The following is a 2,320-nucleotide window of genomic DNA, read 5'->3' as shown; positions in this document are numbered from 1 at the left end:
ATATTGTTTTCTTAAGCCTTTGACAGCTCAATATATAAAAGAAAACTCTGATTTAAATATAAAAATTGACATTGTTACTGCTTCAAAATTGCTGAGCAATTTAAATGAGGGTCGAGCAGATATTGCTCTTGGTGATTCATCCCTAAATACGGCAAGTATAAATGCAAGCGAATTTCCTTTAAGAAGAACTAAAATAGTTTGCGCAATGAATCGATTGGATGAATTGGCTAGCAAAGATATTATTACTCCTGAGGATCTTAATCAAAAGAGAATGATTATTTTCATCAAAAGAAATATTTCAAGAACGAAGCTTGATCGGGTATTAGATAAATCGGGAGTGTCGTACAATATTGTAGCTGAAGTTTCTGACTCATTTTCAGCATTGGAATTTGTAAGGGCTAATTCAGGAATTTGTTTGATACCCTCATTTCCTGCCTCAACTATCAATGACCCTCAAGTCATTTTTAAAGATTTCATTCCTGAAGTGTCAGATGATATATCATTTTTTACGCTTTCAAATCTAAATCCTCCACATATACAACGCTACCTTGAGTATATTCATCAAAATCAACCCTCACCTGACCGATACTCAGAACCGCTCTAATATAGAGTCGTCAATGCTTTGGTGTGAATGAGGTCTAGTCACACCAAGGCATTGTTTAATTAAAAAATATTTTTTCACACAATTAAGAAATGAGAGAGTATTAACATCAAAATATAAGCGCTGCCAAGTTGTAGAGCATTTCGCTTAATTATATCAAATGGAGTCAATCCTACTAATCCTGCGACAGCAATAGTTACACCAGCGATGGGAGAGAAACTGCGCCCCAAGCTACCTGAAAAATGCATTGGGATAAGAACCTTGAATACAGAGATCCCTGCACCTTTAGATACTTCAGCGGCTAATGGTGCAAAAGCATTAAATGTTGAACCCGTGCCCAAGACTACAGAGCTAAAAAATACTAAAATGCTGAAAGAGAGAACAACAAGGATATGAGTGTGAGTACCAGAAGGAATGAAACTAAACAATGTTTCAATAAAACCTATTTTTATCATTCCTTGAGCAAGGACTTGAGCACAGAGCAAAATTGAAACAATCATAATAAATGATTGCCCCATTTGGTCAAAAAGGCCAGATATTTTATCAGCTGCTTTTTTTATACTGAAAGTACGAACAAAATCGCAAAAGAACGCGATAAAGAATGAGATAAACATTGCGGTAACCACATCCATTTTAAATCTCATAGCTTTGGGAAGCCATTCTTCAGCTAAACTAGAGAATACAAATAAAAGTATCATTGGAATTACAGGTAATAAAGCGAATAAATAGGGAACTTTTTCAGACGATACCTGTTGATGCATCAATAAGCTGTCATCTTGTGATGATATAGTTTCTTTTCTATCCCAATAAGCTTGGACGAACATATGCATAATACCGATGAATATAAAGAGTATCCATACAACGGGGATTTGCTTTTCAACAAAAAAACTGAAGAGGTCATAGTGGGTTATTTCAGCAATAAGGATACTGCCAGTTGCCGATGGGCCATAATCAATACAAACCCCGGATGCAATAACAGCGGCCACAGATGCTTTACTGCATCCAATAGAGCGAAGAATAGGATATAAGGTAGACATCATGAGGAGAGCCAGTCTTGATGGGCTTGATATAAATAATGCTAAAAGTTGCATTATTATATAGCACACTCCAAGAAGCATGTACCTTGATTTTAATTTCCCCAAAGGTTTTACACAAATCTCAACCAATTTTCCAGATGCGCCAATATCATTCATATAACGTGAAAAACCCGCGATGACCATGATAATGAGTCCTAGACTGGCAATGTTTTTACTGAAAACATTTTTTATTTCCACAAAGACATCGATGACTTTTGAACCGGAACTGGGGTTCGTTATGGCACTATCAGGAAAAAGAAAAGCGGCCATTAGCAGAAGTACGCAACCACCGACCAATACTAGCGCCTGCGCATATATTTTCTTCATTATTCCCATGCCAATCAATATGATAACAGTGAAAGATGCCGCAAGAATAAATGTTTTCTGACCAAAACAGAGATACATAGAAGCTAAAATTATGGGGATGCTGATTATCCATATAAATAAGGGTTTTTTGATGTTTTTCATTCCAGTAGATTCAGTCATTTTATATCTCACATAGAGTTCATGATTCTGTGCAAGTATCATGGTGTAACACTCACACCCTTCCTTTAAGGTTATGAAGATATAACCATAAGTCACCAAGATAAATAGTGATGTCATCCACGATTTAATTAAAATAAATATTTTCATTTTAAAACAA

At 35.7% G+C, this 2,320-nt stretch carries 2 protein-coding genes; one reads left to right on the top strand and one right to left on the bottom strand.

The window, feature by feature from the left end; all coding sequences use genetic code 11:
• Window positions 1-604, top strand: a 604-nt coding sequence (locus tag V2A85_RS23115; protein WP_420072491.1) for a LysR substrate-binding domain-containing protein, incomplete at its 5' end; no start/stop codon positions are given.
• A 74-nt stretch (window positions 605-678) separates the two neighbouring features.
• On the opposite strand, the gene dcuC is transcribed toward V2A85_RS23115, so the two are convergent.
• On the bottom strand, window positions 679-2,320 hold a 1,642-nt coding region (gene dcuC, locus V2A85_RS23110), incomplete at its 5' end, for a C4-dicarboxylate transporter DcuC (protein WP_420072490.1).

It is taken from the genome of Yersinia sp. 1252 StPb PI (assembly GCF_048593885.1).
Lineage (GTDB): Bacteria > Pseudomonadota > Gammaproteobacteria > Enterobacterales > Enterobacteriaceae > Yersinia > Yersinia enterocolitica_E.
Note: the sequence above shows the minus strand (reverse complement) of the source record. Positions and strands in the feature narration are given on the sequence as shown.